The sequence below is a fragment of the Corynebacterium sp. 045007 genome, from assembly GCF_040743205.1.
Classification (GTDB): Bacteria; Actinomycetota; Actinomycetes; order Mycobacteriales; family Mycobacteriaceae; genus Corynebacterium; species Corynebacterium jeikeium_D.
In genome coordinates this window covers 153711-179993 of record NZ_JBFLKW010000002.1, presented here as the reverse complement: position 1 = coordinate 179993, position 26283 = coordinate 153711, and the positions used below count along the sequence as shown (strand labels likewise).

Below are 26283 nucleotides of genomic sequence, written 5' to 3'. Positions count from 1 at the left end.
GACTGCCTCCGAAAAGTCTGGCGCGGAGGTAAGTCCGAAAGTAAAGAGGAGAACGATGAGCTTTACTGCAGTGAGTCGTAACTTCACGGTGAAGGTCGTAGCTGCCCTTGTGGCTGTTGCAATGGTGTTTGGTGGCATCATGCTCGCATCCGCGAAGGATGCGAGTGCTGATCCAAACCGTGATCGACTGCGTCCAGGCTGTGAGTGGGATCCATACAACTGGTGGGTTCAGTACTGCCAGGTCTTCTCGCCGGCTATGAACCGCAATATTCCGGTTCAGATTAAGGCGGCTACTGGTGGCGGCGATGCGTCCCTGTACATGCTCGACGGTCTGTGGGGCTTTAATAAGGGCGCGTCCGGTTGGATTTGGTCGGGTCACATTGCTCAGACCTTCGCCAATGACAACATCACTCTGGTTGCGCCGGCTGCTGGCGATGGCTCCTTCTACACCGACTGGAATACCCCGGCTGTGACTGCTGAGGGTCCGAAGATCCAGAAGTGGGAGACCTTCCTGACTCAGGAGCTGCCGGTCTATCTGCAGCGTGAGTTTGGTGTCAACCCGAACCGCAACGCAATCGCTGGTTTGTCCATGGGTGCGGCTGCGGCGGTTTCTTTGGCAGCCCGCCACCGTGACCAGTTCAAGCATGTTACTTCGCTGTCCGGTTACTACCAGATGTCGAACGAGGTAGTTGCTACGGGTACCACTGCAATGGTGGCTAGCACTGGTGTAGTGAATCCGACTGGCATGTGGGGTCTTCCGGTTCCGGCTTCGGCGGAACGCCAGGCCCATGACCCTTCGATGCTGCTCGACCAGCTCAAGGGGCTGCCGATGTATGTTTCCTCCGCCCAGGGTGTTCAGAGCCTGTGGAGTGATCCGGAGGTTTTGAACCGTCCGGTGCCGCAGCTCCCTGACACCGTCTGGCGTGCCGTGATGGAGTCCGTATCCCGCGCTTCGACGCAGCGCTTTGAGCAGGATGCTCGCGCTGCCGGCCTCAATGCGCAGTTTGTCTACAGCCCGAACGGTATCCACTCGTGGGAGCTGTGGGGCCGTGATGCCGCGCTTGCTCGCCCGCACATTCTTCGGGCGCTGGGCCTTTAGGTCGATAGTTATTTCAGGGCGCTCTGGTGCGCTGGCCTAGTTCTGGTGCTGGATGACTTCTTAAAGGGACTAGCTTCTTAAGATGTCTCAATTTTGAAAAAGACCAATCCTTTTGTTGGGGTTGGTCTTTTTTTCTGTGTCGAGTCCGGGTTTGGATGCTGAGCGGAAGGTGTGGGTAACGGCCTACAGAGGGGCGCAAAGAGTTGCGCTGTCAAAGCTTGAATTCAGTTCCTTTTGCGTGTGTCTCCACGGTTTTTACCCGTAAGAGGGTAAACATGAGAGTCGAACCTTAAAGTAAAGGGTGAAGCTATTCAGGTAGCTATATCGTTTGTTTCGCAGAACGTGTGTGAGATTCTTCGTGCAGCGGCACGCCGGAGGAGGGGAACCTTCGGATACGTTGCTGGTCACCACATAATTCTGCGAAGCCGAACGGTAAACGCATAGCTCTAGCGCCGCGTGATGCTATCTGCAGGTGCCTAATCGGCGCCGGTGCAACACTCAACGTCTCAAAAAATTTCAACCAGCGACTTTGTAAAGGGAAGCCCTCTTATGCGCGTAACCGCTAGATTCCTCCGTGGTGGACTCGGCAACAGCCGGAAGTCATCACGGGCGTTGACCGCACTTTTGGCACTACCGTTGACTCTCGCTCTCGGTGCCCCTGCTGCAGTGGCGGCTCCCGAGCCAGCTCAGCCAGGTCTGCCTAGCTACGAGGAACTTCAGGCCGTTCAGGGGCAGTTGGCGCAATCTGGAGACCTGGGAGACCTTGCTAAGGCCGCTGAAGCAGCGCAAGCTGCTGGTGCGCAGCTACCTGGCCTGGGTATGCCGAAGCCGATGCCAGGGCCGGAGCGTACGCCATTTAAAGTCGATACTCCCGCAGTGGCGAACCTGCCCAGTGGAGTCAGCGTAGACAAGGTCGAGTGGTACACAGATCACCACGTCATTGCGCACATTCGCTCGGCTGCCATGCCGGAGAAGCCAATTCAGGTTGAGATTTTGCTGCCGCGCGATTGGTACCGCGACAAGGAGCGCACATTCCCGAGCGTCTACCACCTTGACGGTATGGCATCGTTTGATGACTACTCCGGTTGGATTCGCGCTACTAATATCGAGCGCTTCTACGAGGACAAGAATGTCCTGGTGGTTATGCCTGCCGGCGGTACATCGTCCTTCTACTCTGACTGGGATCAGCCGGATAACGGTCAGAACTACAAGTGGGAGAGCTTCATCACTAAGGAGCTCGTGCCGGTTATCACCAACGGCTTCCGCGGCAACGATGAACGCGGCATTATCGGTATCTCCATGGGAGCTACCGGTGCTTACAACGTTGCAGCACACTCCCCGGAGCTGTGGAAGTTTGCCGGTAGCCTCTCTGGTTACCTGGATATGACTTCGCCGGGCATGCCGCAGGCAATCTCTCTGGCGATGAAGAACACCGGTGGCTATGACGCGACGAAGATGTGGGGCCCGCTCGGTTCGCAGCGTTGGAAGGACAATGATCCGAAGCTGAACATCGACAAGCTCAAGGGCATGTCGCTGTACATCTCGGCGGGTAACGGCAACACCGGTGAGTGGGACGTGCCGTCGCAGATCGATCCAACGAAGCCGGACAATCCGACCGGTTACGCATTGGAAGTGCTTTCCCGCATGACCAGTGAGACCTTCATCCGGAATGCTCGCGAAAAGGGCGTCGAGCCGGTTGTGAACTTCCGGAGCTCGGGTACTCACACTTGGCCGTACTGGCAATTTGAGGTCAGTCAGGCCTGGCCAACGCTGGCCGATGCACTGCAGTTGCCGGAGTCCGATCGTGGCGCGGTCTGCCGTGTAGGCGGCGAGATTGAGAAGGCCGTCGCATCGCTGCCAGGAATTGGCACCTGCCTGTCGGATGAGTATGGCGTCGCCAAGAATGGCGTGGCTCAGGACTTTACCGGCGGTACCGCCTACTGGCACCCGGATTCCGGGGCACATGTGGTCTGGGGGCGCATCGGTTCGCGTTACAACGAGCTCGGTGGTCCGTCCTCGCCGCTCGGCTACCCAGTGACCAACGAACTGGCTACGCCGGATGGCTCGGGACGATTCGTCCACTTCGAAAAGGGCTCGATTTACTGGACTCCGGAAGGCGGAGCCCACGAAGTCACCGGCGACATTATGAACGTCTGGGGCAAGGCCGGCTTCGAGACCGGTCCGCTGGGCTACCCAGTCGCCAACCACCGCGATATTCCGGGTGGTGTCGCCCAGGATTTCCAGGGTGGCACCATCGTCAAGATCGGCGGCGAAGAACCTCGCATCGTGCGTGGTGAAATCGGCCGTGTCTACAAGGAGCTCGGTGGCGCTGAGTCCGATTTGGGTCTGCCTGTCGACGGCGACGAGGTCAAGCTCGCCCGCGGCGCTTTCCAGCGCTTCGAACACGGTGCCATTTACTGGACTCCGGAAACTGGTGCACAGCCGGTGCGCTCCAACGACATCACTGACCACTGGGGCAGCACTGGCTACGAAAATGGCCCGTTCGGCTACCCGGTCGGCCCACTGCAGCCAGTCAAGGCCGGCGGTCTTGAGCAGCAGTTCGAGGGTGGCTGGATTCGTCAGCTCAACGGCAAGATTGTCGAAGAGCGCAATAAGCCAGAAGCGCCGGCCCCAGCCGCCGACAACGGTGATGACAAGTAAGCCAACCAAAGCAGGGCACTGAATAAGGGATAGACAAATGTCCATGAACAAGTCCTTCCGGACACTGGCTACAACCACAGCTGTTGCGCTGCTGACCTTCGGAGTGGCCGCCTGTGGCAGTTCCACAGTGGAGTCTTCGGAGGTCACCTCGTCAACGACTACGAAGACCTCCACGACGTCGTCAAGCACGAAGACTTCTGCGCCGAAGTCGAGCGAAAAGTCTGCGCCGGAGATCACAGATCCCCAAGCTAAGCGCGTGGACGAAGCGCCCGATGGGCAGATGAAGCTCAGCGAGGCGGACGATTCATACCTCGGAGCGCTGGAAAAAGCGGGAATCGATGTTGATGGGGTGGAGGATCAGCTCATCGGCACAGGTCGCGCGGCATGCGCGGACGCACCGGAGGAGGAGCGTGAAGTCATCGCGCTGGCGATTGCCGGGCAGCTGGTCGCACAGGGGCGCTCACAGGAAAGCGCCGAGGAAGTGGCGAAGACTATTGCAAGCTCCGCTAAAAAGGCGTATTGCTAGCACTCATGCGTAAAGTGCTGACAATTCTGGCGGTCATTGTGCTGGTGGCCGCTATTGGCTTCGGCGTAGTGCAATGGCTTAACGACGACCAAGGCGGTCAAACCCCACCGACCCCCGGTGACGATGGCGGGGTTCTGGCCGAACAACCCGAGTGGTGCCCGGCGGTAGAAGTTATCGCCGTGCCCGGAACTGCGGAATCGCGTGCTGACGATGATCCGATGGCCCCGACCGCGAACCCGCATTCGCTGCTGCTTGGCCTGACGAACTCGATCTCAGGGTCCTACTCGGAGGGTGATGTCAAGGTCTGGACTACGCCGTACCCGGCACAGATTAAGACGCATCAGCTGCCCGACCAACTCACTTACGATGATTCGCAGGCAGTCGGGCGCGATGTCACCGCTAAGGAAATGGCTGACTTGCACGGGCAGTGTCCGCTGACGGACTTCGTCCTGATGGGCTTCTCCCAGGGTGCCGCTATTGCAGGTGATTTGGCCTCTGACATCGGCAATGGCCGCGGTGTAGTTCCGGCCGAGCGCATCGCGGGCGTGGCTCTGTTGGGCGACCCGCGGCGTGACCCCAATCAGGGCGTGAACCAGGGCGTTCCGCTGGCTGGTGTGGGCGTCGAGCTGTCATTGCAGCCGCTTGGCGGCATTGTGCAGGCTGTGGTTCCGGGCGCAACGATGCGCGGTCCACGAGACGGCTTTGGGCCTCTTAATGACAAGGTCCAGAATGTCTGCGTGCCATCGGACTCCTTCTGTGATGTGCCTCCGGGAGTGGCCGATGCGATTGCACGAGCGCAGGAGATGATTACCGGCGCGGGTGCGCACGCGACCTACGCCACGAATGATGTGGCAATTCCGGGGACGACTCCGCTGGCCTGGACGGAGGGTTGGGCTCGCGAACTGATTGAGCAATCGCTGGCGCGGTAGTAGGTGCAGCTCAAAATGTGCGAGACGCCCCCGACGGGGACTTGCTGTTAGAATCTTGCTCAAGAACTGGTGTTTAATATTCAAAAACAACAGTTTCACTAAAATTTCGAAAGAAATTGACAAAGTTGCAGGAAGCAGTCTGACGGAACCGGTTATTATCGCCCAAGGAACTGCTGTTCATGACCGGGGAAATCTAGGCGAAAAGGTAGGGTGCAATGACGAATCCGACAAACCCATATGGAGATTTCGACGAAGACGGTATGCCGAGGTCCAAGGGGAAGTTCGCTAACAGCTCGGGTGCTTACAGCTCCGGTATGCCGTACTCGGATCCATACCCACCGCAGCAGCCGAACGTGGGGCAGGGCTATCAGGACCCGAGCCAGCACAATTTCCACAACGGGTACTCGAACCCGTATCAGAGTGGTTACCCAAACCAGCAGGCGCCGGCGTATTCCGCTGGCTTCGGCGGCCCGAACCCGCACCAGGGCTACGGGGTCGCAGGTTCCCCTGTCTCGGATAAGTCCAAGATTGCAGCGGCTCTGCTTGCCTTCTTCCTGGGCACCCTCGGTGTTCACAATTTCTACCTGGGGCACAACTCGCGTGGTGCTATTCAGCTAGCACTGACGGTTTTTGGCTGGATTACCGCCATCTTCCTGGTTGGCTTCTTCCTCATTATCGGCGTCAGCATTTGGGCATTTATCGAGTTCATTCTGATTCTCGTCGGTAGCGGCTCCTACGCCTATGACGCAAATGGGCGCCGCCTGCAATCGTAGGAGCCTCGTCCGAAGCCGCTAGTTCCTGAACCCGTGCACAGGTGCGGGGATGTAGCCGCCGCGGGCAATGAACTCGGCATTGCCCTTGGCATTGACATCGATGACCGGCGCGTAGCCGAGCAGACCACCGAAGTTCACCTCATCGCCCGGCTTGGTACCCGGCACCGGAATGAGGCGGGCTGCGGTGGTTTTGTGGTTCATCACACCGATGGCGGCCTCGTCGGCAATCATGCCGGAAATCGTGGTCGCAGGCGTGTCTCCCGGGATCGCAATCATGTCGAAGCCCACCGAGCAAATAGAGGTCATCGCCTCCAGCTTGTCCATGCTGATCGACCCCGCGCGCACAGCATCAATCATGCCCTTGTCCTCAGAGACCGGAATGAACGACCCGGACAGTCCACCGACGCGTGAACACGCCATCAGGCCGCCTTTCTTCACGGCGTCGTTAAGCAGTGCCAGCGCGGCAGTGGTGCCGTGCGTGCCGACCTGCTCCAACCCCATGTGCTCGAGAATATGAGCGACGGAGTCGCCCATCTCGGCGGTCGGCGCGAGCGAGAGATCCACGATGCCAAAAGGCACGCCCAGGCGCTCCGACGCCATCGTGCCGACCAGCTGACCCGTGCGCGTGATCTTGAACGCCGCCTTCTTAATCTCCTCGGCGACTTCGTTAAAGCTGGCGCCCTGCAGATCGCCGAGCGCGCGATCGACCACACCCGGACCCGAAACGCCGACGGACACGACACAATCCGGCTCTCCAACACCGTGGAACGCGCCGGCCATGAAGGGGTTGTCACCCACCGCATTGGCGAAAACCACCAGTTTTGCGCAGGCAATGGAGCTGCGGTCGGCGGTCTGCGCCGCAGCTTCCTTCACCACTTCGCCCATGCGGCGCACTGCATCCATGTTGATGCCCGCGCGTGACGACGCTACGTTGACCGAGCTGCACACCAATTCGGTCTCGCTAAGAGCGTGGGGAATGGAGTCGATGAGCCGCTTCTCGCTGGTCGTCGCGCCCTTTTCGACGAGCGCCGAGTAGCCGCCGAGGAAGTTCACGCCAGAATCGCGGGCGGCGCGGTCCAGTGCCTTGGCCACCACGGTGGGGTCGCCTTCGCAACCGGCCGTGATGAGGGAAACTGGTGTGACGGAGATGCGCTTATTGACGATCGGAATGCCCAGCTCCGCCTCGATACCCTCGCAGACCTCCACGAGGCGAGCGGCCTGCCTGGTTACGCGGTCATACACCGCCTGTGCGGTGGCTTCCATTTCAGAGCGAGAGCACTCGAGCAGGGAAATGCCCATGGTGACCGTCCGGATATCCAGACGGTACTTCTCGATCATGTCAATAGTGTCGAGGAACTTAGATTGCGCGAAGTTGAAATCCATCCTGGTCGCGCCCTTTAAATCTCGTTGACGGCGTTGAATAGCGCCTCAGACTGGATTCGAATGACAAGCCCCTCCCGCTTGCCGACGGAATCCATGTAACCCTGCAGCGTGCTGATAGGGGTGGCCTTCTCGTTGAACTCCACCCGCAGGATCATGGTGAACCATTTATCCATGAGGGTCTGGGAAACATCGACGATGTTGACGTCCTGCTCCGCCAGAGCAGTGGTGACGGCGGCGATGATGCCGGTGTGATCCTCGCCGGTGACGGTAATGATGGCAAACATGGCCTCAATTTTAGCCGGTGGGGAGGCGGGGAAAATCTGTGGATGGCGGTTGTGCTGGTGGCAAGTTTGTGGCGAAGCATGTTCAGGGCCGCCCAAAAACACTTCACGACACCTATGTCACCTCGTGCCATCTGTGGAGGCGGCATGAGGTGACATAGGTGTCGTGAAGTGGGGAGGAGGGGAGGGGCGTGAGCGTGGGCTGTGCCAGAGCGAGGGGCAGCCCTACGGAGCCAGCCCTATCGGACGTCGACGAACTCCTTGACAATCCACTTGCGCAGGGCGAGCAGAATCAAGCCCAGGACAACCGAGGCGATACCCAGGGTGATGAAGAAGGTGTTCTCAGCAGCGGCATCCTCATAGTTGTAGAAGCCGGCCAGGGTGCCTGCCAGCGAAGTACCCATAGCGACTGCCATCAGCCAGACGGCCATCATGCGCGACGGGAATGCTGCCGGAGCGACCTTGGTAGCAAGGGCGTTGCCGACCGGGCTCAGCATGAGCTCACCCATGGTGAACAGGAAGAGAATCCAGATAATCGCATACAGCGGAGTGGAGTTCTCACCGCCACCGGAGAATGGGATGAAGAAGAACAGCGAGATACCGATGATGATGTTGGCGACACCGAACTTCACTGGGGTGGACCACTGGCGGTCACCAAGCTTGGACCAGGCGGCTGCAAAGACCATCGAGAAGGCGATGATGAAGATCGGGTTGATCGAGTTAATCCAGGCCGGGGACATTTCCCAACCGAAGATCTCGCGGTCGAGGCGGATGTCCGAGTAGATGGCCAGCACCGTGAACTGCTGCTGGAAGATACCGAAGAACAGCACGCCTGAGACGAACATCGGGATGAAGCCGACCAGGCGAGTCTTCTCCGATTTCGTCGTAAGTGGCGAGGAGTACATCTGCCACCACAGCACCACAGCGGCGATCAGTGCAATCACTGTGACCACAGTGGAAAGAGTCGTGACCGGAACAATTCCGGTGGAAACCAGCGTAACCGAGACAACAGTGATGACCACTGCGATGCCAATCCATACCGGGTACTGCTTCTTCGGCAGCGGGTTCGGAATCTCATGGCCAGCCTCGGCGATGGTGGACTTGCGCATCAGGATGTACTGAATCAGACCGGCAGCCATACCGATAGCGGCCAGGCCGAAGCCCCAGTGGAAGCCCTTCATTCCCCAGATCCAGCCGGTGAGCAGTGGGCCGAACAGGGCACCGATATTGACGCCCATGTAGAAGATGGAGAAGCCGGCGTCACGACGCGGGTCGTCCTTTGCGTAGAGCTGACCCAGCACGACCTGTGCGTTGGTCTTCACGCCGCCGGAGCCGATTGCGATGGAGACAAGGCCAATAGCCAGGCCAATCACGCCGGGGATGAATGCCAAGGAGATGTGGCCAAACATGACCAGGATGGCGGAGTAGAACAGTGTCCGCTCCGAGCCAAGGATACGGTCAGCAACCAGAGAGGCAACGAGTGCGGCCATGTAGACAAGACCGCCGTAAGCACCGACGATAGAGGTAGCAGCACCCTTGTCCAGGCCGAGACCGCCCTGAGTGGTCTCGTAGTACATGTAGAAAGCCAGGATGGCCTGCATGCCGTAGAAGCTGAAGCGCTCCCACATTTCGATGCCGAAGAGATTGGCGAGACCCCACGGTTGGCCCATGAAGGTGCGGTCTTCGCTGGACCCTGCGGGGTTATGAGTTCGTTGGGTCTCAGCAGTTGGTTGATTGCCGAGAGCCTCGTCTGAAGATTTGTCCATTCTTCAATTATCGAGGCGGAGTGCAAAAATTAAAAACCAGATTTAGTCAGTGAACTAAATCGAAGGGTTAGGAACGGGGCCAAAGGCTTAGTCCAGAGACTTACGAGCAACCGCATTCGACGCTGCTCGCCAACCCAGCAGCAGCAAGGCGCTCATGACTGAGGCAACCAGAATGAAGGACCAGTGCGGGACTGCCGAATTGCGGGTGGCCCACACAGCTAGGCCGACGACGACAGTGCCGAGCCACACAATTGCGCCTGAACTCACTGCACGCGGGTTCGGCTCGTTCTTAATCAGCGCGGTGCCCAGGAGGACACCGAATGCGAACGGCCACCAGGTATCGAGGATATTGATGAAGGTAAAAGGATCCTCGGGAGTGTTGTGAGCCAGACGTGCCAACACGGCGAAAATAAAGATGGCGAGGATGTCAATCAAGAACGTCGATACGCGTGTGTTCATGCTTCTTAGTCTAGCGACCCCTCAGATTGGTGGGTGACCAGCGACCAGCGGCGAGGAAGCCATTAGCGGTCAGCGACTGGCTGATGCTCGGGCTGATCCTTGTGGTCGAAGCCGAGGGCGTAGATAATCCAGCCCACAATTGCCACCAGGACGAAGGAAACGATGCGGTAGACCAGCACCGCTGCAAAGGCCTCGGCGCCGGTGGTGCCGCCTGCGATGAGAGCCGCGGTCAAAGCGGCCTCGACAGTGCCGATGCCGCCCGGTGTGGCCTGGATGAAACCTGCGAGCTTGCCGGTTACGAAAGCCAGCAGCACCTTCGTAGCGGAGATGTCATCGACACCAACGGCACGGATGGCGGCGTAGAGACAGACAATTTCCGCGACCCAGTTGATAAAGGACCAGGTGAAGGAAAGAGCCAAAGTTTGCACGGGCAACTTCACGCTGGTCAGCTGTTTGACGGACTCTTCAAGTCGGTCGACATCGGTGTCCGCGGGCTTCTTTCGAATCTTGTTAAAGACACGCAGACACCACGCGCCTGTCTTGTTGAGAAAAGCCGGGTTCTGCGAAATCCGCCACAGCAAAATGGTGGCTAGTAAAACCGCAATTGCCATAGCGATGAGCACCGCGGTCGTGCCACCCTGTCCGACGAAGAAGAGGCTGCCAAGCCCCAGAAATGCCAGACCTAAAAACGACAACGCGCCCGAAAAAAGCACGAACCAGCTGACAAGGACCGCGGATGCGCCCCACTGCATCATGCGCTTAATCTGTAGCGCCGTGGAGAATGCAGCACCACCGGGAACGGTGACCGCCCACGCGTTGGATGCGAGGGTTAGCGCATTGGTGCTACGGCGAGTGGCTGCTTTTACGCCTCCAGCTCGCAACAGCAGACGCATCACTTCCGCCATCGCGTAGAGCGAAAAAGCCACGGAAAAAATAGCGATGAACAGCCACTTAGCGTCGACATCCGCAAGGATTTGGAGCCCCTGGACGACGCTGTCCCAGTTTCTTACCGTCAGGACGACACCGGCAATCACGAGGGCCACGAGGATTATCGATCGTAGCCAGCTCGAATTGCCGGTTTTGAGGACTTTTTTAAGTCGTGACATAAATAAGAAGCCTGTTCGTCTTCCTGTTCGTCTCCCTAGACGTCGCCGCAGTGGTCTCCCTAGTCGTCGTTCTTGCCGTCGCGCTCCTTGAGCAACGAAGTGAGCGGACGGAACGGCTGCAGCCACGCACCGCCATCAGGCAGGCGGTCGAGATCGATACGCGGTAGCGGCTCGCGGAAGACGCCCTTGATTTCCTCCAGGTCAACGAAGCGAATCGCATCGGAGGCCAGCGCCCAGGAAGCGTGCTCGTGAAAACCGATGACGGTTACCCGAATCCCCTCGGATGCGAGCTTTTCCAGCAGCTCCTGGAAATTCTGGCCATCGGCGGACGCAACGACGACACTGCGCAACACGCCCTCGTCGTAACGCCGTTGGATGTGCGCAATCATGTCCGGGTCAACGTCGGTGTCCTCTTCGATCTTCGGCTTTGCGAAGACCGCGAAACCGACATTGCGCAGAGCCTCGACCCAGGGGCGGACAATCTCCGCTGAGCCCGGGTTGACGTTGGTGAACACCGTGGCCTCGGGGAGGACATCGGAACCGATTTTGTGGGATACGCGCTCGGCTTCGTCGATAAGCCATTTGCCCACGGCGTCGAAGCGGGGGCGGTGCGCGGCGGTCGGGCGGGAGCCCAAAATGGCGCCGAGCCCCATGTCCAAGTTCGGGGCATCCCACACGAGCAGTGCGGTGGGGTGCGTCTCGGTGGTGTTGTAGCTGGCAGAGGTGTTTTGGGTAGTGCTCATGTTCCTATGCCTCTTTCTTGCGCCAGATGAACTCGTGGATGTCGTGGTCGAGGTTCAGGCCGCGGGCTTCGAACTTGGTCGTCGGTCGGTCGAGAAGCATGGGGGATTCCGGCCAGGGCCAGGCGATGGGCTCGAGCGTCGGCTCGACCTCGCGGAGCTCCTCGATCCATTCGGCGTAGTCCGCATGGTCGGTGGCGGCGTGGAAAATGCCGCCGGGCTTCAGACGCGAAGAAATCAGGCGCAACGTGCCGGACTGCACAATGCGGCGCTTGTGGTGGCGTGCCTTCGGCCACGGGTCCGGGAAGAACAGGCGTACGCCGGCCAGCGACTCCGGCTCGATCATGCGCTGCAGGACCTCGACGCCGTCGCCGCGGACCATGCGGATGTTCGACACCTCATTGCGCACGGTGGCGGAGAGCAGTTTCGCCAGGCCAGGGCGGTAGAGCTCAACGGCGATGATGTTGTGGTCCGGTTCTTGCGGAGCCATAGCCACGGTGGACGTGCCGGTGCCGCAGCCAATCTCGACGATGGTCGGTCCCTTGCGGCCGAACCATTCCTCCACGTCAATGACTTCGTCGGAGAGGACCTTGCCGTACGTGTCCCAGTTGTCTTCCCAGATCTTTTCCTGGTTGGGAGTCAAAGTGCCGCGGCGGAAGGACAGATTGCCGATGCGCGGGTAGTCAAGACCATCGTCGAATTGGGTCTTTTCCGGACGACCTGCAGGCAATTCGCCCTTCTTCGGCTGGCGTTCATGCGGTTGTTCCGCCTGCTCGTCCGCGCGAGTTGGCAATGGTTCAGATTGCTGCGAAACCGCAGGCTGTTCGATATTTTCAGAAAAATCAGAAGTAGTCACGTTCCCTATTGTCCACGACATCGGCCAACTATCCAATCATTGCCCCTAGGATTTTTGTTGTTGTCCTGGCGGTTTCACGCCGGTTGACGATGCCGCGTCGTCCTGAATAGGCGGCACGGCGGGGCAATTTGTTTTGCCGACTTGCCGAATCCGCGGTCCGCTGTAGGCTGAACGCGAAGCCGCGCTTATTCGTTGGTTGAAGCGGTGCTTGGGGTCTGCCTAGCGCAGCGTTTCAGGGCGCGGAATCTGGCCCACGGGCCGTATGGGGGTTACGCAGGTTTTAACTAAACCACGCAGGGGATTTATGGGAGGGGACTAGGCCGGATGGACCTTATTTCCGCAACTGATGTCACGGAAACAACACAGCCGTCAACGGGATCTACATCGTCGTCGTTGCGCGCTGCCGTGGTGGACTGGCTGTCATCACGGCAGGCCGCGCACTCGGACACCGCTAACACGAGCGGCGCGGAGGTGTGCGTCGCCAAGGCGCTTGAGCGCGAGAAACGGCCACCGATAATCTGCGCGCGATTGCGCAGGGGCGTGCGCGAAACCGCTGTGCGCGAGGCATTTTCGCAATGTCACGCGGAGCTGGCCGACAAGCTGTCCGCCCCTGTCGCGCTGGTCATCGAGCAACAACCGATTCGCCATTCGCTTGCCGACGAGTATTGCGACATCACCACAAACGAGACAGCTGAACACACCTTTTTGTTCAGCTCCGCGTTGCGGAAGATTGCCGAACGCCTCGGTGCGGAAGGCGGATCACGCAATGATGACGGGCTACTCGCAGTGCAGTTGACTGAGATCGCGGCAGCCTTTCCCGCGGCTAGAGACAGCCTGGAGGAGTTGCTATGGCAACACCGGACGTAGTTGAGCCACGCCCGGTCTCGGCGGAGGGGTCTGAGCAGCCACCGCTCCTTGTCACCAAAGCCGGGGACGCGGCGGACCGCGCGGACTTCTCGCAGATCGTTGACACTGCGACGCCGCCACGTCGGCTGGAGTTTGTGGATAAACGCAGCGTCGTCGTGCTCTATGTTGCAGACAGCGAGGTGCAGCCCACGCGGGAGTGCGTCAGCACGGTTGCAGCAATTAGCCAGGCCACCGGTCGCGTTGCAGTTGGCCTGATTGGCAATGGTGAGTATGTCGAGGCCTGGCGTCAGGAAATCGACAGCACAATCCCGATGGGAGCGCTGGACGAGAGGATGGCCAGAACCCTGGTTCTGCTGGCAGAAGGCCCGCCCAGAAACTCGGGGGAAACACTGAGTGCGCGCCGGGCTCGAAATGTGCGAGCTCAGCTGGCGCAGGAGCGATCGCGCGGAGCCGGGGCGGCGGCGCGATTGCAGCGGAAGATGCAGTTGGCAGCTGAGAGTGCAGTGCGGGATGCGCTCCAGGAAGTGGCTGACGGCCCCGCGGGTGACCAAGCGGAACTTCAGGGCCGTGCCGAAATTGCAGCGACGCGGCTGCAGCAGCGGTGTGGCGACGAATTGGGCCTTCATGTGGAAATCCCGGTGCCCGCTCCAGAAAGTCCGGCTCGCCCCAGTTATGCCATGGACGCGCTGGTGGCGGTGGCCTCGCTTGGCGCGGCGGTCGGCGCAGTGCGGATCGTCCACGGGGTGCTGATGTGGGTTGGGGTGCCGACGCTTGTGGCGCAGCTGGTCGCACTTGCAATAGGCCTCGGCGTTGCGGTGGTGGCGGTGGGCGCAACGATTCGTCGTAACGCACGCCAACGCACCGCGCAGTGGCGGGCAAATTACCTCGCCCATCTGCGGCGAAAATGGACACAGTCCGTGGAGACGGCGGTCCGCGAGGCCCTTGGTGCGCGGGGTCCGGGATGGCGGATAGAGCAGCTGGCGGAGTACACCGGAACGCCTGCACGATAGCTGTGACAGCGAAGAGAAATAGGGGGATATCACGATGGATGAGTTTTCTTTACTGCAGTACTTTTCCGATCAACCCGCGTCCGATGGCGGGGCGGAGGCGCGTTCGTCCGCTACGCCGTGTGGTTTGGAGGCGGCGACGCCGATTGATGGGCAGTCGGCGGACGTTGGTGGCGCCGGGCTGGTTGTGGAGGTCGATGGGCAGCTCTACGACCTCGGCGACGACGAGGGGTCAATTACGCTTGCCGACGACTCCGGGTTGTCAATCTATTCGGATCTGGACGGTGACGGCACGGTGGATCACGTTACGACGGTCCGTTTTGACGGCACTTGGGAGTCTTGGAGCAGTGATGATGTGAGGGCTGCTGACGCGATGGGCGGAGCGGCAGCGGAAACGGTATCAGCAGCGGGGAAGTGGGATGCGTACTCATGGGAGCAGTCTGCGCGGGGCAGCTGGGACTGACGACTTTGGGAACCGCTGCGCGCGGGGGTACCCGTGTCTCGGTTGCTTACAAATGGGGGTAACTGCAGCCAAAGGGTTAATGGTTGTAAATTTATGTGGTGAGGCTGGCCTTATTCGCTGGTTATGGCCATAAATGAACAGGTCGCAAGAATGGGGCGAGGAAAATTATTTGTTGTAAAGCCGTGATGTAACGGCTTGCAAATGAGGGAACGAGCCGATTGTCGATGTGGGGCCCGGCAACTTTCGGTATCCCCCGGTAGCCTTAAATTAAGACGCGAATCAATGAGTCAGGAGAACTGATGTCCGCACCTTCTATTCCTGGTCTCGAGGGCCAGGCCCCGACCGAGAACGCCGAACTGCTGCGCTGGATTGCTGAGGTCGTAGAACTGACCCAGCCAGACAAGGTTGTCTTTGCTGATGGCTCGGAAGAAGAGTGGAACCGCCTTACCCAGGACCTGGTTGATAAGGGAACTCTTATCAAGCTGAATGAGGAAAAGCGCCCGAACTCTTTCCTTGCCCGCTCTAACCCGAAGGACGTTGCTCGTGTGGAGTCCCGCACGTTCATCGCTTCTGAAAAGGAAGAGGACGCTGGCCCGACCAACAACTGGGCGGATCCGGTCGAGCTGAAGAAGGAAATGACCGAGCACTACCGCGGTTCCATGAAGGGCCGCACCATGTTCGTCGTTCCGTTCTGCATGGGTCCGATTACCGACCCGGAGCCGAAGCTGGGTGTTCAGCTGACCGACTCGGAGTACGTGGTTCTCTCCATGCGAATCATGACCCGCATGGGTCAGGATGCCCTGGACAAGATTGGTCCGGACGGGGACTTCGTCCACGCTCTGCACTCCGTTGGCGCTCCGCTGGAGGAAGGCCAGGAGGACGTTGCATGGCCGTGCAACGATGAGAAGTACATCACCCAGTTCCCGGAGACCAAGGAGATTTGGTCCTACGGTTCCGGCTACGGCGGAAACGCCATCCTGGCCAAGAAGTGCTACGCACTGCGTATCGCTTCGGTCATGGCCAAGGAAGAGGGCTGGATGGCTGAGCACATGCTCATCCTGAAGCTCACCAACCCAGAGGGCAAGGCCTACCACATCGCCGCTGCATTCCCGTCTGCATGTGGTAAGACCAACCTGGCTATGCTGACTCCGACCATCGAGGGCTGGAAGGCCGAGGTCGTCGGTGACGACATCGCATGGCTGAAGTTCGGTGAGGACGGCCGCCTGTACGCTGTCAACCCGGAGAACGGCTTCTTCGGTGTTGCACCGGGTACCAACTACTCCTCCAACCCGAACGCCATGAAGACTATGGAGGCCGGTAACACCCTGTTCACCAACGTCGCACTGACCGACGATGGCGACGTCTGGTGGGAAGGCATGGAAGGCAAGCCGGAGCACCTCATTGACTGGAAGGGCAATGACTGGACTCCGGATTCCGACGAGCTGTCCTCGCACCCGAACTCCCGTTACTGCACCCCGATTTCGCAGTGCCCGGTCGCTGCACCGGAGTATGACGACCCGCAGGGTGTCCCGATTGACGCCATCCTGTTCGGTGGCCGTCGCCCGGACACTGTGCCGCTGGTGACCCAGGCTCTGTCCTGGAACCACGCAACCTTCATCGGTGCAACCCTGGCTTCCGGTCAGACCGCTGCTTCCGCTGAGGCTAAGGTTGGCTCCCTGCGTCACGACCCGATGGCAATGCTGCCGTTCATTGGCTACAACGTCGGTGACTACCTGCAGCACTGGATTGACATGGGTGTCAAGGGCGGCGACAAGATGCCAGAGGTCTTCCTGGTCAACTGGTTCCGCCGCGGCGAAGACGGTCGCTTCCTGTGGCCGGGCTTCGGCGACAACTCCCGTGTTCTCAAGTGGATCATCGACCGCATTGAGGGCCGTGTTGGCGCCAAGGAGACCGTTGTTGGTCACACCGCTAAGGCAGAGGACCTGGACCTGACTGGCCTGGACATCGACTTCGCCGATGTCAAGGAAGCCCTGAAGGCGCCGGCTGCTAAGTGGCAGGGTGACCTCCCGGACAACGAGGAGTGGCTGAAGTTCCTCGGCGACCGCGTTCCGCAGGAGGTCTGGGACGAGTTCGAGGCTCTGAAGGCTCGTATCGAGAAGAGTCTGCAGGACTAAGATCTTGCTAGCTAGCCTTGCTAAAAGCTAGAACCTAGAACCACCCCCTTGTTGCCCGAAGTGGCTGGCAAGGGGGTGGTTTGTGCAGTACAACGATGAAGGGTGACACGCAATGCAACTAACGCTTTTCTCTGATTTGAGCCTGCGTGTCATCACTTTGATGGCGATGGGGGAGCTGGGGCGCAAATACACCGCTGCCGAGGTAGCGGAGTCTCTCAATGCGTCTCGCGCGCATGTTTCCAAGGTTGTCTCGCGGCTTGTGGAGCTCGGCTTCTTGGAAGCGGTCAAGGGGCGCAATGGTGGCATTTATCTGCGGGATTCGGCTACGGAAAAATCCGTCGGCAAGCTGCTGCGCACTCTGGAAAACAACGAGGTCGTCGATTGTGTCGGCACTGACTGTCCATTGCTGCCGACGTGCCTGTTACGCGGCAAGTTAGCGGCCGCACAGGAGGCGTTCTTCGCCGCGCTGGATCCGGTGTTGATTGCTGATCTCATTCCCGCCAAGTCGGTTGATGGTGCGGATGGTGATACTCCCGAGGGAGGTAGCTTGCCTGAGGGGTCGAGGCTCAATATTCGTCCGGTTTAGGTGGTTTAGGCGTAGAGCTGAAGGCCTAATCTCGATTTGAAAAGAGCTGAGAGTGGTGCTGTCGAAGCTTGTCTGTCAAGACTTTTGGCGGCGCCGTTTCTGCAGCTAAAAGCGGTTGATTCGCAACTGCAAAGACTAGTTTTGGCGTCAACAAACCATATTGCGCAAACAAAATGCGCAATATAGTGATAGTGTGAAGTCATGCCAAACCTGAATGTCAACAAGAACGGCCTGACTCCAGAGCAGGCCGAAGTCGTCACCCAAACCCTGCCCGTCGTCGGTGCCAACATCGAGAAAATCACGCCGAACTTCTACAACCGGATGTTCGCTGCTCACCCCGAACTCATTGCCGATACCTTCAACCGCGGCAACCAGAAGCAGGGGGCTCAGCAGAAGGCGCTGGCGGCATCCGTCGCTACCTTCGCAGCTACCCTGGTCGACCCAGACGCTCCTGCCCCGGAGGAACTGCTTTCCCGCATCGGCCACAAGCACATTTCCGTTGGTATCAAGCCGGAGCAGTACCCAATCGTGCACAAGCACCTCTTCGATGCCATCGAGGAGATTCTTACCTCAGAGGTCTTTCAGGGAGCTGTCCGCGACGCATGGGATGCCGTCTACCTGGAGATGCAGCGTGTTCTCATCGACTTCGAGAAGGGGCTCTATGACGACCTCGGTGTCGAAGCAGGTGATGTTTTCCGCGCCGCTCACGTCGTCTCTCGTGAAGACCGCGGTGATGATGTCGCAGTATTCTCCGTCAAGCTTGACGACGAAACCCCCGTTTCCTACCTCCCGGGACAGTACATCTCCGTGCGTCAGACCATGCCGGACGGCGCCGGCCAGCTACGTCAATACTCTCTGGTCGGTGGCAAGGAAGGTGTGCTGACCTTCGCGGTTCGTCGTGTCGATGCCTCCGAGGACCTGCCGGCTGGCGAAGTTTCCACACAGCTGTGGGAAAAGGTGCAGCCGGGCGATGCCATCGAGATCTCTCTGCCTGCAGGCGACCTGGTGTTGGACACCAAGTCCGATGACCCGGTGGTGCTCATTTCCGCAGGTATTGGCGCAACTCCGATGATCGGCATGCTGGATGCCCTGGTGGCTGCCGATTCCAAGCGTGATGTCGTCGTTCTCCACGCGGACCGCGCAGAAACCGCAGATGCCCTGCGCGCAGAGCGTGACAATGCTGTCGCCGCATTGGCCAATGCTCGCCAGCAGGTGTGGTACGAGCCGGATTTGATGAATCTGGCGGATGCGGAGCTGCCGGAGGGCGCTCAGTACTACCTCTGTGGTGGCAATGGCTTCCTGCAGGCCATTCGCCAGCAGCTCGGCGATCGCGGTGTTGCTCGCGATAACGTTCACTTCGAGCTGTTCAGCCCGAACGATTGGCTGCTAGACGCTTAGCGCCACAACCGCGCCGTCGCCATAAAAGCCGTCGTCACAAATAAAACCGAATGACCAGCCGCGAAATATGTCCGGGGCTGGTCATTGTGCTGTTTGTGGCTTCGGTGACTTCGTATTACTCGGCTGAGCCGGAAAGCTCCGCAACAACATCCGCCGCATATTGATTCTCGCACTGCGCAAACCCAATACCGGCCCATAAGTTGAGATATTCAGGATCACCGGCCTTATTCGCCGCGCCGCGAATCGGTGTGGTCAAGTAGTGCAGTTGCGGGTAAAGCTCCGGCGCGACCCTAGAAAACTCCCGAGTAAACGTGTTCTCGATGGCACGCGCAGGCTTACCGGAAAAGGCGTGAGTCAAAACGGTGGCACGCTCCACCAAATCACGCAGTGCCTGTCGGTGCGTCTCCTTCGTACCCGCCTCCGCGGTGGTGAGGAACCGTGTGCCAACTTGCACAGCCACCGCGCCGGCTTCCATAAGCTTGACGACGTCCTCTCGGTTACCCACCCCACCAGCGGCGATGATAGGTACATCGGTCACTGCGCATGCTTCGGTGACTGCTTGGGCAAGCTCTTCTACAGAGGCGCCAATGCTGTCGGACGAATCCTTCCCCTCCACAAATGCGCGGTGCCCACCCGCAGCTAGTCCTTGCAGGACAATGCGATCAGCGCCAGCCTCCGTCGCCGCCCGTACACCCTCAATTGAGGTCGCATTCAAAATCACTTTGCGGCCTGATTCCTTTACCCGAGCAATGACCTCGTTGTCTGGGTGGCCAAAGGTGAAGGAGACGAACTTCAGGGCATCGGGATTGGGCAGAAAGTCATCAGCGAGAATTGCCTCGACTTTCGCCGAGAAGTAGTCATCTGACCAGGTCGGAGTGTCAGGCAAATCGATGTCGAAGTGGGCAGCGGCCGGCGCCAGACGATTACGAAAAGCGGTCCACTGAGCAAGTTCCTCCTCTGAGGTTCCGACACCGGCGTCAGCTGTGTTGGGGCAGAAGAGGTTGATGCCGAAACCTTTGCCGTCGTCAAGCAGTGTGCACGTCTGCTGTGCCTGTTCAGTGAGCTTTTCGACAGTGAGATATCCGGCGGCAAGGGTGCCAAGCCCGCCAGCATTGGAAACGGCAGCGACGAGTTCGGGCGTGGATGGGCCACCGGCCATCGGTGCGAGAATGATTGATGAGCGTCGGAGGTTTTCGGGTGATTGCGAGGTTGTGCTGCTCATAGGGCGAGAGTAACACTAAGGCCGGATTCCCCCGCGTGGGAGAACCCGGCCGGTGCCGACGAACGGCGTTGTGCAATAGAGGCCGCGCTACCGCCTCAAGAACTCAAGGACTACTTGGTGCTCTCCGGCGGATCCAGCGGCATACCCTGGCCAGCGCGGTAGAACGGAATGTCCTGCGGTGCCAGCGGGGTCTTGCCGGCGATGAGGTCAGCGGCCTTTTCGGCAATCATCATGGTCGGTGCGTAGATATTGCCGTTGGTGATGCCCGGCATGACCGAAGCGTCAACCACGTAGAGGCCCTCGGTGCCGTGAACCTGCATGGTTTCCGGATCGACCACGGCCATCTCGTCGGAGGCCGGCCCCATCTTGCAGGTGCAGGATGGGTGCAGTGCGGTCTCGGCGTCCTTGCGGACCCACTCGAGAATCTCCTCGTCGGTCTGCACATCTGCACCCGGGGAAATCTCGCCGTCGGTGTACTCCTTCATTGCCGGAGTGTCCAGCAGCTTACGGGAGACCTTCACAGCCTCGACCCATTCACGGCGGTCCTGATCAGTGGACAGGTAGTTGAACAGAATCGACGGCTTGACCTTGATGTCCGAGGAGGTGATGTGGACATGGCCACGGGCATCCGAGTACATCGGACCAACGTGGAACTGGAAACCGTGCGGGCTATCGATCTTCGTGCCGTCGTAACGCATGGCCAGCGGCAGGAAGTGGAACATCAGGTTCGGGTAGGGCTCGTTGTCGTTGGAGCGCGCGAAACCGCCACCCTCGAAGTGCGACGTTGCCACCGGGCCCTTGTGGGTGAGCAGCCACCACAGGCCAATGAACGGCCAACGCCACTTCTCCAGGTACGGCTGTGAAGACACCGGCTGGGTGGCGTTGTACTGAATGTAGACCTCCAGGTGGTCCTGCAGGTTTTCGCCGACACCAGGCAGGTGCTTGACGACGTTCACTCCGGCGGCATTCAGAATCTTCTCATCGCCAACGCCGGAGACCTCGAGCAGCTGCGGAGAGTTGAAAGCGCCACCGCAGAGGATGACCTTGTCTGCTCGCACCTGGTGTGTACGACCCTTCCAGGTGTACTCGATGCCGACGGCCTTGGTGCCCTCGAAGAGGATGCGGGTGGCTTCTGCGCGGGTGCGGAGCTCCAGATTTGGACGCTGCAGGGCTGGGTGCAGGTATGCGCGGGCAGCAGAGAGGCGACGGCCCTTGTCGATGTTCGCGTCGAAGGGACCGAAGCCCTCCTGGCGGTAGCCGTTGACGTCCGGGGTGTAGTTGTAGCCGGCCTGCTGGACAGACTTGAAGAAGGCCTTGAACAGCGGAGAATCGGCCGGACCGCGCTTCATGCGCAGTGGGCCGTCGTGGCCACGGCGCGGGTCGTCCTTGTCGGAGCCGAGTGCATTTTCCATGCGCTTGAAGTAAGGCAGAACGTGGTTCCAGCCCCAGTTCTCTAGCCCCTTGGTGTCGCCCCACTTGTCGTAGTCCATGGGGTTACCGCGCTGGTAGATCTGGCCGTTGATGGAGGAGGAGCCGCCGACGACCTTGCCGCGGGCGTGGTAGATGCGGCGACCGTTCATCTCCGGTTCCGGCTCGGATTCGTACTTCCAGTCGTAGTACTTGTTACCGATTGGGAAGGAGAACGCCGAAGGCATGTGAATGTAGAGATCCCAGAGGGAGTCCATGCGGCCGGCCTCGAGCACGAGCACCTGCTGAGTGTGGTCTGCGGACAGCCGGTTAGCCAGCACAGAGCCGGCAGAGCCCGCGCCAACGATGACGACGTCGCGGTGTTCGACTGTAGTGTTGCCATTCTTTTTACCGAAGTTGAAGACAGCCGGGAAAGCTCCCATGTTCTGGTGTACCTCCGTAGGTTGTTTGCCGATGTATATCGGAATAGTTTTCAAGGACTGTGATAAGCCCCGATAAGCCCCAAGTAATATTTAAAGGCGAGCCCTATATATTGATATTGGAATAAGTGGCCGGAGGCGTATCTCAAATCCCCTTCACCTATACAGAATGCCACACAATTGGTATTCAATTCCAGTTGGAATGATTTTAAACGCCTTGAAAACTGGGTAAATATGCAGGTGAAGATGTTGATGTTGGGGTGGCGAATTCTTCTGAATCGATTCTTAAACTTGAGGGATTATTCAAACTAGGTATGCTGAATTAGTTCCCGAATCTGAAGGATTTTCCTATGTCTGATACTCCGCCAACTGAGAAGGTAACGGAGGAAAAATCTGGATCGTCGCAAGGAATGCAGCGATCGCAGTCGGCCCCTCCACAACAAGCGCAAGCGAGTGTGACCTCCGAGCCTGAGGTCAACTGGCCTGTATTTATTATTTCAGGTGTTGGCATTCTTGCCATTGCCCTGTGGGCTATTTTTGCCCCGGACAATGCAGCGGACACCCTAGCTGGCATTGTCGCCTGGGTATCGAAGAACTTCGGCTGGTTCTATATTGTGACCGCGACGGTGGCAGTGCTCTTCATGCTCTACGTCGCTATCTCGCGAACGGGACAGATTAAGCTCGGCCCCGATCACGCCAAGCCTCAGTTTGGTCTGTTCTCCTGGGCCTCTATGCTCTTTGCGGCGGGTATCGGCATTGACCTGCTCTTCTTCTCGGTAGCGGAGCCGGTGGCACAGTTTTATGGCCCGCCGACCGGAGACGCGGAGACCATCGAAGCTGCACGTCAGGCAGTGGTGTTCACGCTCTTCCACTATGGCGTGACCGGTTGGGCACTCTACGCCCTGATGGGTATGGCATTCGGCTACTTCGCGTATCGCCTGAACATGCCGCTGACCATTCGTTCGGCGCTCTATCCGATTATCGGCAAGCGCATCCACGGCCCCGCTGGTGAAGCGGTCGAAATCGCGGCGATGCTGGGTACCGTTTTCGGTGTCGCAACCTCGCTGGGTATCGGCGTCGTCCAGCTGAATTACGGCCTGCGTGTACTGTTCGGGGTGGATGAGAGTACGTCCTGGCAGATCGCTCTAATCGTCGTGGCCGTATCGGTGGCTATCGCCTCCGCAGTTTCCGGTGTCGACAAGGGAATTCGTCGTCTCTCGGAGCTCAACGTTGGCCTGGCCATCTGCTTGATGCTCTACATCCTGGTTACCGGCCGCACCGCGTTCCTGTTTGACGCACTGGTGATGAACGTCGGTGAGTACGTCTCGAAGTTCCCGTCCATGACTATGGATACCTACGCGTTCTCCGGAGCGCAGGAATGGTTGAACTCCTGGACCCTGTTCTTCTGGGCTTGGTGGGTGGCCTGGGCACCGTTCGTCGGTTTGTTCCTGGCTCGCATTTCCCGTGGCCGTAGTCTGCGTCAGTTTGTCGTCGGCACGCTGACCATTCCATTCCTCTTCGTTCTGATGTGGGTATCGGTGTTCGGTAACTCGGCTCTGGACCTGGTTATCGGTGGCGATTCGGAGTTTGGGCAGACTGCATTGGATTACCCGGAGCGCGCCTTCTACCTTCTGCTAGAGCAGTACCCGGCACCGATGTTGGTGGCGGCAGTCGCCTCCCTGATCGGTCTGCTGCTCTACATCACCTCGGCTGACTCGGCAGCACTGGTGATGAGTAACTTCACTTCGAAGATCACCGACACACAGCAGGACGGTAAGAAGTGGACCCGTATTTTCTGGGCTGTCGTGGTCGGTGTGCTGACCATCGCGATGCTCTACGTCGGTGGTATTCCGACACTGCAGTCCGCGACGATTGTGATGGGCCTGCCGTTCGCCTTTGTCATCTATCTGGTGATGTATGGCCTCTTTAAGTCGCTGCGACTGGAGCTGCTGCAACAGGATTCGACACGTCGGGCCCTCCATGGTGCGATGTCGGGCCGCGCCGTAGATGGCGAACAGGGCGACTGGCGTAAGCGACTTGCCCGCTCCATGTCCTTCCCGGGCAAGAAGCCAGTCATGCGCTACCTCGACCGAGTGGTACAGCCCGCGCTTGAACAGGTGGCAGAAGCTATCAGGGACCGTGGCGGCGAAGTGACGCTGCACCGTGAACCAGCAGAAGAAGTTGGCATCGACCAGATTGACCTGCAGGTCGGATTCGGCGAGGAGATGAGCTTCCGCTACCAGGTCTATCCGGTTGAACACTTGACGCCGTCTTTCGCTGGCCTGGTACACCTGGACAGTGATGCTGATATTTACTACTACCGCCTCGAGGTCTTCACGCTTACCGGCTCGCTCGGCTACGACGTCTATGGATACACCCAAGAGCAGCTGATTTCCGACGTCCTCGACCTCTACGAACGGCACTTGGAGTTCCTGCATATGCAGTCTGATCTCCCGGGCACCTCAGATTTGTCCGATAATGCCGAACCTGTCCGCGAATGGTCTGATGACTACGCCAAGGAGGATTCCTAAATGACCTTTAAGCCTTCCACTACTGATAAGGCTCTCGCACCCGAGACCGCCAAATCTCACGAAGGGGCCGCCACGCTGTTTATCAACGGCACCTGGTCCGCTGCAGCCGCTGGCAACACTCGCACCATCGAGTGCCCGGCCGATGGCTCTTTCATCGCCGAGGTCGCGGAAGCAGACGCCACCGACACCGAGCGCGCCATCGCCGCCGCCGACGCTGCTTTCCGACGTACCGGAGAAGGTTCCTGGGCATCCTGGAGCACAGCTGAGCGCAGCAAGTTGGTACTCGATATCGGTACTGCCATCAGGCAGCGCAAGGACGAATTTGCCTGGGCAGAGGCTATGGATACCGGCAAGCGCCTGCCTGAGGCGGCAGCCGATATGGATGACATCATCGCCTGCTTTGAGTACTTCGGGAAGCTCGCGGGCAATGATGCCGGTCGTCTCGTGGATGCGGATGACCCGTCCGTCGTCGCGCGTATTGTGCGTGAGCCCGTCGGTGTCTGTGGTCTGATTACGCCGTGGAACTACCCACTGCTGCAGACCGCATGGAAGGTCGCACCGGCGCTGGCCACGGGCAATACCTTTGTGCTCAAGCCGGCGGAGCTGACTCCGCACACAGCAATTCTGCTCATGCACGTCATCGATGATCTGGGTGTTCCGGCAGGCGTTGCCAACCTCATTACCGGAGCCGGTGCCGAAGCGGGCGCACCGCTGTCCTCGCATCCGAAGGTGGACATGGTCTCCTTCACTGGCGGTCTTGTCACTGGCAAGATTATTGCTGGTGAAGCGGCTAAGTCTGTGAAGAAGGTCGCGCTTGAGCTCGGCGGCAAGAACCCGAACATCATCTTCGCCGACGCCGATTACGAAGCCGCTTTGGACAATGCCCTCAATGCTGCGTTCCTGCACTCCGGTCAGGTGTGCTCGGCGGGCGCTCGCTTGATTGTGGAGGAGTCCATCGCCGAGAAGTTTGTCGACGATCTGGTCGAGCGCGCCGGACACATCCAGCTCGGCGGTCCGCTCGACGAGAAGGCCGAGACCGGTGCGCTGATTTCGAAGCAGCACCTGGATAAGGTCGCGGCATACGTCGATCGAGCTCGTGAGCAGGGCGCACGCGTGCGCGTAGGCGGCGAGATTGCCACGGGCACCACCGCCGATGGTTCCGCCTCGCTTGCCGACGGCTACTTCTACCTCCCAACCGTGATTGACCAGGTCACCCGCGAAATGGACTGCGTTCACGACGAAGCCTTTGGACCGGTGGTGACGGTGGAGACCTTCACCACGGTTGACGAGGCCATCGAGATCGGCAACGACACCGAATACGGCCTGGCCGGTGCGGTGTGGTCATCCAACCGCGAGGTGTCTGAGCGCGTTTCCCGCGAGCTGCGTCACGGTACCGTCTGGATCAACGACTTTGGCCCCTACCTGCCACAGGCCGAGTGGGGTGGCTTTGGTCAGTCCGGTATTGGCCGTGAGCTGGGCCCGACCGGCCTGGAGGAGTACACCGAAGCCAAGCTGGTCTACGAGAACACAGCACCGGCGGTTACCGGTTGGTTCGAGGATCGTCGTTAAATAACTCGGCACAAGCCCGAGCAATAATACGGGAAAACGACCCATCGGCCGTTATACTCACCGATTGAAAAAATCGACT

22 protein-coding genes are annotated in these 26283 nt (G+C 59.3%); 13 read left to right on the top strand and 9 right to left on the bottom strand.

Translation table 11 applies throughout. The annotated features are described in order from the left end of the window. The first annotated feature begins 55 nt into the window (after positions 1-55). The 5 genes from AB1Z34_RS02070 (at position 56) to AB1Z34_RS02050 (ending at position 5988) form a co-directional block, all read left to right on the top strand. The gene (locus AB1Z34_RS02070) at positions 56-1099 is read left to right on the top strand and encodes an alpha/beta hydrolase family protein (protein WP_049193152.1); all 1044 of its coding nucleotides are present in this window, start codon (positions 56-58) and stop codon (positions 1097-1099) included. A 549-nt stretch (positions 1100-1648) separates the two neighbouring features. Then, entirely contained in the window at positions 1649-3760 is a 2112-nt protein-coding gene (locus AB1Z34_RS02065) for an alpha/beta hydrolase-fold protein (RefSeq protein WP_126108231.1), read from the top strand. A gap of 37 nt (positions 3761-3797) precedes the next feature. Next, the gene (locus AB1Z34_RS02060) at positions 3798-4286 is read left to right on the top strand and encodes a DUF732 domain-containing protein (protein ID WP_016421642.1); all 489 of its coding nucleotides are present in this window, start codon (positions 3798-3800) and stop codon (positions 4284-4286) included. A gap of 5 nt (positions 4287-4291) precedes the next feature. Beyond that, entirely contained in the window at positions 4292-5215 is a 924-nt protein-coding gene (locus tag AB1Z34_RS02055; protein WP_049193155.1) for a cutinase family protein, read from the top strand. Positions 5216-5430: 215 nt separating this feature from the next. Beyond that, the gene (locus AB1Z34_RS02050; protein ID WP_016421640.1) at positions 5431-5988 is read left to right on the top strand and encodes a TM2 domain-containing protein; all 558 of its coding nucleotides are present in this window, start codon (positions 5431-5433) and stop codon (positions 5986-5988) included. Between the two features lie 18 nt (positions 5989-6006). Here AB1Z34_RS02050 and AB1Z34_RS02045 read toward each other — a convergent pair whose 3' ends face one another. The 7 genes from AB1Z34_RS02045 to trmB form a co-directional block, all read right to left on the bottom strand. Then, positions 6007-7371, bottom strand: a complete 1365-nt coding sequence (locus tag AB1Z34_RS02045) for a PFL family protein (RefSeq protein ID WP_069359737.1) — start codon at positions 7369-7371, stop codon at positions 6007-6009. Between the two features lie 14 nt (positions 7372-7385). Continuing rightward, positions 7386-7655, bottom strand: coding sequence for an ACT domain-containing protein (locus AB1Z34_RS02040; protein ID WP_016421638.1), 270 nt, complete (start codon positions 7653-7655; stop codon positions 7386-7388). A 236-nt stretch (positions 7656-7891) separates the two neighbouring features. Next, complete coding sequence (locus AB1Z34_RS02035) at positions 7892-9418, bottom strand: peptide MFS transporter (RefSeq protein WP_016421637.1); 1527 nt, start codon at positions 9416-9418, stop codon at positions 7892-7894. Positions 9419-9505: 87 nt separating this feature from the next. After that, positions 9506-9877, bottom strand: coding sequence for a DUF3054 domain-containing protein (locus AB1Z34_RS02030; RefSeq protein ID WP_016421636.1), 372 nt, complete (start codon positions 9875-9877; stop codon positions 9506-9508). Between the two features lie 62 nt (positions 9878-9939). Next, positions 9940-10920, bottom strand: coding sequence for a YbhN family protein (locus AB1Z34_RS02025; protein ID WP_239272132.1), 981 nt, complete (start codon positions 10918-10920; stop codon positions 9940-9942). 122 nt (positions 10921-11042) lie between these two features. Next, positions 11043-11726 (bottom strand): NYN domain-containing protein, encoded by a 684-nt coding sequence (locus AB1Z34_RS02020; RefSeq protein ID WP_005510460.1) that lies wholly within the window; start codon positions 11724-11726, stop codon positions 11043-11045. Between the two features lie 4 nt (positions 11727-11730). After that, positions 11731-12579, bottom strand: coding sequence for a tRNA (guanosine(46)-N7)-methyltransferase TrmB (gene trmB, locus AB1Z34_RS02015; protein ID WP_224784268.1), 849 nt, complete (start codon positions 12577-12579; stop codon positions 11731-11733). 324 nt (positions 12580-12903) lie between these two features. Between trmB and AB1Z34_RS02010 the strand changes: the two genes are divergently transcribed. The 6 genes from AB1Z34_RS02010 (at position 12904) to AB1Z34_RS01985 (ending at position 19035) form a co-directional block, all read left to right on the top strand. Next, positions 12904-13446 carry a hypothetical protein gene (locus AB1Z34_RS02010; protein ID WP_049171808.1) on the top strand — a complete coding sequence of 181 codons (543 nt, stop codon included), beginning with the start codon at positions 12904-12906 and terminating at the stop codon, positions 13444-13446. Further along, positions 13428-14456 carry a hypothetical protein gene (locus tag AB1Z34_RS02005; RefSeq protein WP_187400685.1) on the top strand — a complete coding sequence of 343 codons (1029 nt, stop codon included), beginning with the start codon at positions 13428-13430 and terminating at the stop codon, positions 14454-14456. The genes AB1Z34_RS02010 and AB1Z34_RS02005 overlap by 19 nt, the downstream gene beginning before the upstream one ends. Before the next feature lie 34 nt (positions 14457-14490). After that, complete coding sequence (locus AB1Z34_RS02000) at positions 14491-14916, top strand: DUF6802 family protein (RefSeq protein WP_187400686.1); 426 nt, start codon at positions 14491-14493, stop codon at positions 14914-14916. A 299-nt stretch (positions 14917-15215) separates the two neighbouring features. Continuing rightward, positions 15216-17051 (top strand): phosphoenolpyruvate carboxykinase (GTP), encoded by a 1836-nt coding sequence (locus AB1Z34_RS01995; protein ID WP_049171801.1) that lies wholly within the window; start codon positions 15216-15218, stop codon positions 17049-17051. A 112-nt stretch (positions 17052-17163) separates the two neighbouring features. Further along, positions 17164-17637: an Rrf2 family transcriptional regulator gene (locus AB1Z34_RS01990; RefSeq protein ID WP_101688138.1), complete on the top strand. Its 474-nt coding sequence runs from the start codon at positions 17164-17166 to the stop codon at positions 17635-17637. Positions 17638-17838: 201 nt separating this feature from the next. Next, positions 17839-19035 carry a globin domain-containing protein gene (locus tag AB1Z34_RS01985; protein ID WP_070652722.1) on the top strand — a complete coding sequence of 399 codons (1197 nt, stop codon included), beginning with the start codon at positions 17839-17841 and terminating at the stop codon, positions 19033-19035. A gap of 115 nt (positions 19036-19150) precedes the next feature. Here the strand turns inward: AB1Z34_RS01985 and AB1Z34_RS01980 are convergent, their stop codons facing one another. Both AB1Z34_RS01980 and betA read right to left on the bottom strand, forming a co-directional pair. Beyond that, positions 19151-20257: an NAD(P)H-dependent flavin oxidoreductase gene (locus AB1Z34_RS01980; protein WP_367157817.1), complete on the bottom strand. Its 1107-nt coding sequence runs from the start codon at positions 20255-20257 to the stop codon at positions 19151-19153. A 110-nt stretch (positions 20258-20367) separates the two neighbouring features. After that, the gene (gene betA, locus AB1Z34_RS01975; RefSeq protein WP_069359373.1) at positions 20368-22107 is read right to left on the bottom strand and encodes a choline dehydrogenase; all 1740 of its coding nucleotides are present in this window, start codon (positions 22105-22107) and stop codon (positions 20368-20370) included. 347 nt (positions 22108-22454) lie between these two features. Between betA and betT the strand changes: the two genes are divergently transcribed. After that, the gene (betT, locus tag AB1Z34_RS01970) at positions 22455-24635 is read left to right on the top strand and encodes a choline BCCT transporter BetT (protein ID WP_049190998.1); all 2181 of its coding nucleotides are present in this window, start codon (positions 22455-22457) and stop codon (positions 24633-24635) included. Then, positions 24636-26204: an aldehyde dehydrogenase family protein gene (locus AB1Z34_RS01965; RefSeq protein ID WP_284797394.1), complete on the top strand. Its 1569-nt coding sequence runs from the start codon at positions 24636-24638 to the stop codon at positions 26202-26204. Positions 26205-26283 lie beyond the last annotated feature (79 nt).

Excerpts from the sequence above, each read along its gene's own strand:
- AB1Z34_RS02070 (WP_049193152.1), top strand. The coding sequence starts at position 56 with ATGAGCTTTACTGCAGTGAGTCGTAACTTCACGGTGAAGGTCGTAGCT.
- AB1Z34_RS02005 (WP_187400685.1), top strand. The coding sequence starts at position 13,428 with ATGGCAACACCGGACGTAGTTGAGCCACGCCCGGTCTCGGCGGAGGGG.
- AB1Z34_RS02030 (WP_016421636.1), bottom strand. The coding sequence starts at position 9,877 with ATGAACACACGCGTATCGACGTTCTTGATTGACATCCTCGCCATCTTT.
- betA (WP_069359373.1), bottom strand. The coding sequence starts at position 22,107 with ATGGGAGCTTTCCCGGCTGTCTTCAACTTCGGTAAAAAGAATGGCAAC.
- AB1Z34_RS01990 (WP_101688138.1), top strand. The coding sequence starts at position 17,164 with ATGCAACTAACGCTTTTCTCTGATTTGAGCCTGCGTGTCATCACTTTG.
- AB1Z34_RS02010 (WP_049171808.1), top strand. The coding sequence starts at position 12,904 with ATGGACCTTATTTCCGCAACTGATGTCACGGAAACAACACAGCCGTCA.
- AB1Z34_RS02020 (WP_005510460.1), bottom strand. The coding sequence starts at position 11,726 with ATGAGCACTACCCAAAACACCTCTGCCAGCTACAACACCACCGAGACG.
- AB1Z34_RS02045 (WP_069359737.1), bottom strand. The coding sequence starts at position 7,371 with ATGGATTTCAACTTCGCGCAATCTAAGTTCCTCGACACTATTGACATG.
- AB1Z34_RS01965 (WP_284797394.1), top strand. The coding sequence starts at position 24,636 with ATGACCTTTAAGCCTTCCACTACTGATAAGGCTCTCGCACCCGAGACC.
- AB1Z34_RS02055 (WP_049193155.1), top strand. The coding sequence starts at position 4,292 with ATGCGTAAAGTGCTGACAATTCTGGCGGTCATTGTGCTGGTGGCCGCT.
- betT (WP_049190998.1), top strand. The coding sequence starts at position 22,455 with ATGTCTGATACTCCGCCAACTGAGAAGGTAACGGAGGAAAAATCTGGA.
- AB1Z34_RS02040 (WP_016421638.1), bottom strand. The coding sequence starts at position 7,655 with ATGTTTGCCATCATTACCGTCACCGGCGAGGATCACACCGGCATCATC.
- AB1Z34_RS02060 (WP_016421642.1), top strand. The coding sequence starts at position 3,798 with ATGTCCATGAACAAGTCCTTCCGGACACTGGCTACAACCACAGCTGTT.
- AB1Z34_RS02000 (WP_187400686.1), top strand. The coding sequence starts at position 14,491 with ATGGATGAGTTTTCTTTACTGCAGTACTTTTCCGATCAACCCGCGTCC.
- AB1Z34_RS02050 (WP_016421640.1), top strand. The coding sequence starts at position 5,431 with ATGACGAATCCGACAAACCCATATGGAGATTTCGACGAAGACGGTATG.
- AB1Z34_RS02065 (WP_126108231.1), top strand. The coding sequence starts at position 1,649 with ATGCGCGTAACCGCTAGATTCCTCCGTGGTGGACTCGGCAACAGCCGG.
- AB1Z34_RS01995 (WP_049171801.1), top strand. The coding sequence starts at position 15,216 with ATGTCCGCACCTTCTATTCCTGGTCTCGAGGGCCAGGCCCCGACCGAG.
- AB1Z34_RS01980 (WP_367157817.1), bottom strand. The coding sequence starts at position 20,257 with ATGAGCAGCACAACCTCGCAATCACCCGAAAACCTCCGACGCTCATCA.
- AB1Z34_RS01985 (WP_070652722.1), top strand. The coding sequence starts at position 17,839 with ATGCCAAACCTGAATGTCAACAAGAACGGCCTGACTCCAGAGCAGGCC.
- AB1Z34_RS02035 (WP_016421637.1), bottom strand. The coding sequence starts at position 9,418 with ATGGACAAATCTTCAGACGAGGCTCTCGGCAATCAACCAACTGCTGAG.